Source organism: Thermus sp. (assembly GCF_039793865.1).
Classification (GTDB): Bacteria; Deinococcota; Deinococci; order Deinococcales; family Thermaceae; genus Thermus.
In genome coordinates this window covers 1-6782 of sequence record NZ_JBAMMI010000037.1, presented here as the reverse complement: position 1 = coordinate 6782, position 6782 = coordinate 1, and the positions used below count along the sequence as shown (strand labels likewise).

At 67.1% G+C, this 6782-nt stretch carries 6 protein-coding genes and 1 CRISPR repeat array; all 6 genes read left to right on the top strand.

Going from position 1 to position 6782, the window contains the following annotated elements; genetic code table 11:
* Nucleotides 1–239: 239 nt before the first annotated feature.
* A CRISPR array of direct repeats spans nucleotides 240–1017; the repeat unit is 36 nt; unit sequence GTTGCAAACCACATAGCCCCGTAAGGGGATTGCGAC.
* Between the two features lie 28 nt (nucleotides 1018–1045).
* Nucleotides 1046–1318 carry a CRISPR-associated endonuclease Cas2 gene (gene cas2 / locus ABJK26_RS03685; RefSeq protein WP_347240882.1) on the top strand — a complete coding sequence of 91 codons (273 nt, stop codon included), beginning with the start codon at nucleotides 1046–1048 and terminating at the stop codon, nucleotides 1316–1318.
* A 57-nt stretch (nucleotides 1319–1375) separates the two neighbouring features.
* A complete protein-coding gene (cas10, locus tag ABJK26_RS03680) occupies nucleotides 1376–3826 on the top strand; it encodes a type III-A CRISPR-associated protein Cas10/Csm1 (RefSeq protein WP_347240881.1) in 2451 nt (816 codons plus the stop codon).
* Nucleotides 3827–3836: 10 nt separating this feature from the next.
* The gene (csm2, locus tag ABJK26_RS03675; protein WP_347240880.1) at nucleotides 3837–4301 is read left to right on the top strand and encodes a type III-A CRISPR-associated protein Csm2; all 465 of its coding nucleotides are present in this window, start codon (nucleotides 3837–3839) and stop codon (nucleotides 4299–4301) included.
* Nucleotides 4302–4305: 4 nt separating this feature from the next.
* The gene (gene csm3, locus ABJK26_RS03670) at nucleotides 4306–5040 is read left to right on the top strand and encodes a type III-A CRISPR-associated RAMP protein Csm3 (RefSeq protein ID WP_347240879.1); all 735 of its coding nucleotides are present in this window, start codon (nucleotides 4306–4308) and stop codon (nucleotides 5038–5040) included.
* A complete protein-coding gene (locus tag ABJK26_RS03665; RefSeq protein ID WP_347240878.1) occupies nucleotides 5041–5901 on the top strand; it encodes an RAMP superfamily CRISPR-associated protein in 861 nt (286 codons plus the stop codon).
* A partial coding sequence (csm5, locus tag ABJK26_RS03660) for a type III-A CRISPR-associated RAMP protein Csm5 (RefSeq protein ID WP_347240877.1) occupies nucleotides 5898–6782 on the top strand: 885 nt, incomplete at its 3' end. The genes ABJK26_RS03665 and csm5, both read left to right, overlap by 4 nt.

The window sequence follows — 6782 nt, the reverse complement described above, 5'->3', positions numbered from 1 at the left end:
GTGTGTGCTATACTCCCCCTAACCCGGACCTCCGGGTGGGGACCTTGAAAGCCAGGCTTTCCCTTGGGGATGGGCAATATGCGTTTTCCCCTTCTCATCGCCCCTTTCTCCTGTGGCTTTTCATCGGCACAAACCCCCGAAAACCCCCGTTATTCGCCGTGTGCATATTCCAAGCTTCATCTTTCTCATAAACCCCCCTCTGGCGGTGCCGTCCAGGACGGGGTTCTTAGGGGGGTAGAGTTGCAAACCACATAGCCCCGTAAGGGGATTGCGACGGGGGCCCTTAATGAAGAGGTCCAAACCCGGGACGGGTTGCAAACCACATAGCCCCGTAAGGGGATTGCGACCCCAAGGGAGAAGCGCGCGCGGAGCAGCCCACCCTCGTTGCAAACCACATAGCCCCGTAAGGGGATTGCGACTCGTAGACGGCAACGGTTTCCGCCTCGGCCACAAGCCGCGTTGCAAACCACATAGCCCCGTAAGGGGATTGCGACCCCGAAATGGTCACAGTCATAGCACCTCCTCGAAAAGTACGGTTGCAAACCACATAGCCCCGTAAGGGGATTGCGACAGCTCGTAGCGGCTGGGGGGGAGGGGAACCTTCAGGGGTTGCAAACCACATAGCCCCGTAAGGGGATTGCGACCGCCGCAAACCTCCCCGCCGCAAGGTGAACAAAGCCGAGTTGCAAACCACATAGCCCCGTAAGGGGATTGCGACAGTTTTTCCTCGGTCTTGATGGCCTTTATCTTCTCTAGGGTTGCAAACCACATAGCCCCGTAAGGGGATTGCGACAGGGCTTTATGGCTTGTAGGTCCAACCATCCCTCTGGGTTGCAAACCACATAGCCCCGTAAGGGGATTGCGACACGAACCCCCGCCGCAAGGGCGAGGTCCTCAACAATAGTTGCAAACCACATAGCCCCGTAAGGGGATTGCGACTCCTCTCTTTTCCAACACCTTCCTCACCAGGACCACCACCTCGTTGCAAACCACATAGCCCCGTAAGGGGATTGCGATTCCCAAGGGTTTCGGGTAGTCTAGACCCATGGCAAAGCGCCTGTATGCGGTGGCGTATGACATCCCCGACGACACCCGCAGGGTGAAGCTGGCAAACCTGTTGAAGAGCTACGGGGAGCGGGTTCAGCTCTCCGTGTTTGAGTGCTACCTGGATGAAAAGCTATTGGAGGACCTGCGCGCCCGGGCGAGGAGGCTTTTGGACCTGGGCCAGGACGCCCTGCGCGTCTACCCCGTGGCGGGGCGGGTGGAGGTCCTGGGGGCGGGGCCGCTTCCTTCCCCTCGCGAGCTCGCCGTGGTCTAGGGGGGCCGTGTGCAAACTTCACAGGGCGGGGAAGAGGGGAGGAATACCTTGGAAGCCATGAACCGGGACGGCCTGGACCTGGCCTTGGCGGGCCTCCTTCACGACGTGGGCAAGCTCTACTCCCGGGCCCTTTGGGGGGAGCGGCACGAGCGGGTGCCGGACCGCACCCACACCGCCTACACCGCCTACTTCGTCCAGGCGCACGCCGAGCTCTTCCGAAAAGCGGGCCTGGACCCAAGCTGGCTCGCCGAGACCGCAAGCCGCCACCACGAGGGCTGGCGGGACCGCCCCCAGTACCGGCCTGAGACCCCCGAGGCCTGGTGCGTGGCCCTGGCGGACACCTACGCCTCCAAGGAGCGGGAGGAGGGGGAAGGCGGGGGAAGCCCCCCGGAGGTGCCCCTGAAGCCCCCCTTCCGCCACCTCCGGGTGCAGGGGAAGGAGGGCGGGGAAGGGGGGTATAGCCCGGTCTACCGCCTTCCGGGGGAAAGCGGGGTGGGCCTCGCCCCGGGGGGCCTCTACCCGGAGGACCGGCCGGGCGTCTCCAAAGAGGTGTACGGGCGGCTCCTGGAGCGCCTCGAGGCCCGGCTTTCCGAGATGGCCCGCCTCCCTCTCACCAAGGAAGCCCTTCTCCTGAACCTCGCCCTGGCCTTCCAGGAGACGCTTTCCCTGGTCCCCGCCGACACCCAGTCCGAGCCCGACGTGAGCCTTTACGACCACCTGCGCCTCACGGCGGCCATCGCCCACGCCCTCTGGCTGTTTCACGGGAAAAGCCCCACCCCGGAAGACTTGCGCCGGGACGGGGAGAAGTTCCTCCTGGTGGCGGGGGACATGGGGGGCATCCAGGGGCACATCTACCGCATCGCCGGGGCGGAGACGGGGGTGGGCGGCATCGCCAAACGGCTTCGGGCGAGGAGCCTCGAGGTGAGCCTCGCCGCCGAGGCCATGGCCCTCGCGCTTCTCCGGCGCCTGGGCCTCACCCCCTTGAACCGCATCCTGGGGGCGGGGGGCAAGTTCTACCTCCTCCTGCCCCATACGGAGGAGGCGGTGGCCGCCCTGGAGGGGGCCAGGGAGGCCTGGGGCCGCTGGGCTTTGGAGCGGGGCGGGAGCCTCGTGCCCCACCTGGCCTGGGTGGCCTTTCGCGGCCAGGACTTCCAGGACTTCGCCGCCCTCCTCGCCCGCCTCCACGAGGCCCTGGCCCGGGCCAAGCTCAGGCCCTTTCCCTTCCTCCGCTCCACGGAGGAGACCCTGGGCAGGCCTTTGCGCCCCTGCGCCGCCTGCGGCCTGCGGCCCGCCCAAAGGGACGAGCCCGGAAGCCTCTGCGGGGACTGCGAGCGGGAAAGGGAGGTGGGGGGGCTCCTTCCCCAAAGCGACCGGGTGGGTTTCTTTGAGGACGGCGCCCCCAGGCCTTTCTTCGCCTTTCCGGGCCTAAAGGCCGCCCTGGGAGGGAAGCTTCCGGGAGCGGTGCACCTTTACCGGGCCCGCCTGGACTTCGCCCCGGAGGAGGCCCCCGCGGAGGCCAAGCCCCTCCTCGGCCACCTGCCCCGGGTGGCCCACGCCCTGAAGGCCCGGGGGTGGGACCTTCCGGCCTACCGGGCCTGGGCCGAGAAGGAGGGGCTTCTGGAGGACGAGGAGGTCCACCCCGAGAAGGTCCTCACCTTCGCCGAGCTCGCCGCCCTCTCGGAGGGCGCCCCCTACCTCGGGGCCCTCCTCCTGGACGCCGACCGCATGGGGGAGGCCTTCGCCACGGGGTACCGGCGGGAGGGGAGGGACCTCGCCACCCCGAGCCGCATCGCCGCCCTCTCCCGCACCCTGGAGGTCTTCTTCGCCGCCGAGGTGCTCTCCCTTCTGGAAACCCCCGGGCGCTACCGGGAAAGGCTCGGGTGGGGCGCCCTCGAGGCCCAGCGCAAGGAGGCCCGCTACCCCCTCCTCTACAGCGTGTATTCGGGCGGGGACGACCTCTTCCTCCTCGGGCCCTGGGACGCCCTTCTGGACTTCGCCCTGGACCTGGAGAGGCTCTACCGCCGCTTCACCCGCCACGAGGCCCTAAGCCTTTCCGGGGGCTTCGTCCTGGTGGGGCCGAGCCTCCCGGTGCCGGAGCTTTCCCGCCTCCTCGGCGGGGCCGAGAAGCGGGCCAAGGAGGCGGGGCGGGGAAGGCTCTTCCTCCTCGGCCAGGCCGTGCCCTGGGAGGAGCTTCCCGGGCTCAGGGCCTGGGCCGAGGACCTCTCCCGCGACCTCCGGCAGGAGCGGGTCTCCCGGGCCCAGGCCTACCGCTGGCTTTCCCTCTGGCGCCGCTTCGCCCCCCTGGAGGACCCCGGGGAAAGGATGCGCTACAAGCCCCTTCTGGCCTACGCCCTGAGGCGGGTGCGGGAGCGGGACGCAGGGGCGTGGGAGCGGTACCTGAGGCTTCTTGACCACCAGGACCCGGCCTGGGCCTACCTCCCGGTCTGGGTCCAGTGGGCGCTTTACCGGGAAAGGGAAAGAAAGGGAGTGGAGGTGCAACGTGTCTAAAGGAATTTCTATGGCTAAAACCGCCTTTGAGGAAGCCTTGATTCTGGTCAAGGACACCTCGCTGACTTCCAGCCAGTTTAGGAACTACTTTGCCGAACTTCGGCTTATTCAACGTGATTGGGAGGAAAGGGGGAAGAACTGGGAGGATATTCAGTTGGCGTTGGAACTGCTCATTGCACGCTTGGCCTATGGTCGGAGAAAGAGTGGGGGAGTGCCGGAGCGCTTTTTTCAGCTTTTGGTCCCCCAACTCAGGAAAGCTCAGGCCAGCCGTGAATCTTTCACAGAGGTTTCCAACTTCATTGAGGCCATTTTGGCCTTTTTTTACCCACTAAAGGAGCTGAAGGACGAGATAGACAAGGAAAACAGAGAGATAGACAAGGAAAACAGAAAGCTTCCTAGGGAGTCTCGGAAGCCTCGGAGAAACTTTGAGAAGGAGGCTAGAGAAAAGTTCGGCCGTTGGCTGGAGGGGGTGTGAAGCAATGAGACTGCAAAAGCTCAAGCGGATTCGTGGTATTCTTCTGGCTAAGACCGGCCTCAGGATCGGGATGAGCCGGGACCAGATGGCCATCGGCGACCTGGACAACCCCGTGATCCGCAACCCCCTCACCGACGAGCCCTACATCCCGGGCTCCAGCCTCAAGGGGAAGCTCCGCTACCTCCTGGAGTGGAGCCTGGGCGGGGACTACATCCTGAAGGCCAAAGAAAGGCAGGTCTACGCCTCCCCCGACCCCAAGGACCCCGTGGCCCGCATCTTCGGCCTCGCCCCGGAAAACGACAAGGCCGCCCTGAAGGTGGCCCGGGAGCGGGGCCCCACCCGGCTTCTCGTGCGGGACGCGTACCTCACCGAGGAGTCCAAGCGGGAGCTGGAGCGGGCCACCGCGCGGGGGGGGCTCTACACCGAGATCAAGCAGGAGGTCTTCATCCCCCGCCTGGGCGGGAAGGCCAACCCCCGCACCATGGAGAGGGTCCCCGCCGGGGCCCGCTTCCTGGTGGAGATGAGCTACCGGGTGCTGGACGAGCTGGACGAGGCCTACTTCGGGAAGTACCTCATGCGGGCCCTGGAGCTCCTTGAGCTGGACGGCCTCGGGGGGCACATCAGCCGGGGGTACGGCCAGGTCTACTTCCTCCACCCGGATAAGCCCCCGGAGGCCCAGGAGGGCCTGCCCCTGAGGGAAAGGCTTAAGGTGGAGGAGGTGGTCCTCGAGGGGGCCTGAATGCGGGCGACCCTCTTCCGGCTCTACTTCCAGGGGCCCCTGAAGGCCCTCCCCCGGGCCCCCACCCTCATGGGCCACCTCCTCTTTTGGTACCGCTACACCCACGGGGAGGAGGCCCTCGAGGCCCTTCTGGAAAGGTTTCGCAAAGAACCCCCCTTCCGCCTCTCCAGCGTCTACCCCGAGGGCTGGCTTCCCCGGCCCAAGCTTCCCCCCGTCCAGGTGGAGGAGACCGTCCGGCGGAAGGCCCTTAAGAACCTCGCCCTGGTGCCCCTGGAGACCTTCAAGGCCCTGGCGGAAAGGGGAGAGGGGGCCCTTTTGGAGGCCCTCGAGGTCCTGGGGAAGGCAAGCCCCCCCGAGCCGAGGAGGCTCCGCCGGAGCCGGGTGGGCATAGACCGGGCCACGGGGGCGGCGAGGCGGGGCATCCTCTTCACCCAGGAGCTCCTCTTCCCCGACCCCAAGACCCCCTACGCCCTCTACGTCCTGGGGGAGGCCCCCTTTGACCTCAAGGAGGCCCTCGCCTTCGTGGGGGAGATGGGGTATGGGGGCGGGGCCAGCGTGGGGCTCGGGCGGTTCCGGGTGGAGGGCCCCCTGGAGGCGGAGCTTCCCGAGGCCGAGGCCCCGAACGCCTACGCCACCCTGGCCCCTGGGCCTTTGGAAGGCGCCCTCTACTACGAGCTGGAGCCCTACTGGGGCCGCCTCGGGGCGGGGCATGGGGGGAAGCCCTTCAAGGCCCCTTACCTCAGGACCCGGGAGGGGAGCGTCTACCAGGAGGTGAGGAACGCCCTTTTGGACGTCTCCCCCGAGGAGGGAGCGCGGGCGTGCGAGGTCCTCGCGGTCTTTCCCCTGGGGGTGCGGGTATGATGAGGAGCTTTCGCCTGGAGCTCGAGGCCCTAAGCCCGGTGCACGTGGGCACGGGGGAGGCCTACCCCGCCTACGCCTACGTGCCCGACTTCGCCAAGAAGGAGGTCCACCTCCTGGACCCCGGCGCCCTCCTCCTCGCCCTTCCCGAGGCGAGGAAGAGGCAGTACCTAGAGAAGGTGGCCCAGGGCCCCAAGGCGGCCCAGGAGGTGCTTCGCTACCTTTACCAGGAGGGCCAGCTTCCTAGGGAGGCCATCCTCCGCACCCTGCCCGCAAGCCCCGCTTTCTTGGAAGCGGTCCAGTCCGCCACCGAGGAGGCCGCCCTGGAGTACCGCCCCCTTCCTTCCTCCCCCCTCGGCCCCTACCTCCCGGGCTCCAGCGTGAAGGGGGCCTTGCGCACCGCCTGGCTCTTCCACGCGCTGGTGGAAAGGGGCCAGGTGGCGGAGTTTGACCGGAGGGCGGAGGTGTGGGGGTTTAGGCCCTGGCGGGAGGAGGACGGGAACGTCCACGTCTACCCCTCCTGGAACCCCGACCTCCAGGAGAACCAGGCCTTTGAGGGGGCGGTGCTGGGCTACGCCCAGGAGGAGCGTCGGGGGCTTAACCTCTACCAGGACCCCTTCCGGGCGGTGCGCCTCTCCGACTCCGGCCCCACCCCCACCTTCCTGGACCGCATCCGGGTCTTCCACCCCAATAAGGACACCTCGGGGATGGTCATCCTGGCGGAGACCTTCCGCAGGGGCACCCGCTTCGCCCTCACCCTGCGCTACCACGAGGGCCTAAGCCGGGACTGGGACGGGAAGCGGGGGGTTTCCATGCCCATCCCCCCCGAGGCCCTGGTGCGGGCCCTCAGGGACTATTACAGCCTGGTGGCGGAGTGGGAGAGG

Coding starts and splice junctions, on each gene's coding strand:
- cas2 (WP_347240882.1), top strand. CDS start 1,046: ATGGCAAAGCGCCTGTATGCGGTGGCGTATGACATCCCCGACGACACC.
- cas10 (WP_347240881.1), top strand. CDS start 1,376: ATGAACCGGGACGGCCTGGACCTGGCCTTGGCGGGCCTCCTTCACGAC.
- csm2 (WP_347240880.1), top strand. CDS start 3,837: ATGGCTAAAACCGCCTTTGAGGAAGCCTTGATTCTGGTCAAGGACACC.
- csm3 (WP_347240879.1), top strand. CDS start 4,306: ATGAGACTGCAAAAGCTCAAGCGGATTCGTGGTATTCTTCTGGCTAAG.
- ABJK26_RS03665 (WP_347240878.1), top strand. CDS start 5,041: ATGCGGGCGACCCTCTTCCGGCTCTACTTCCAGGGGCCCCTGAAGGCC.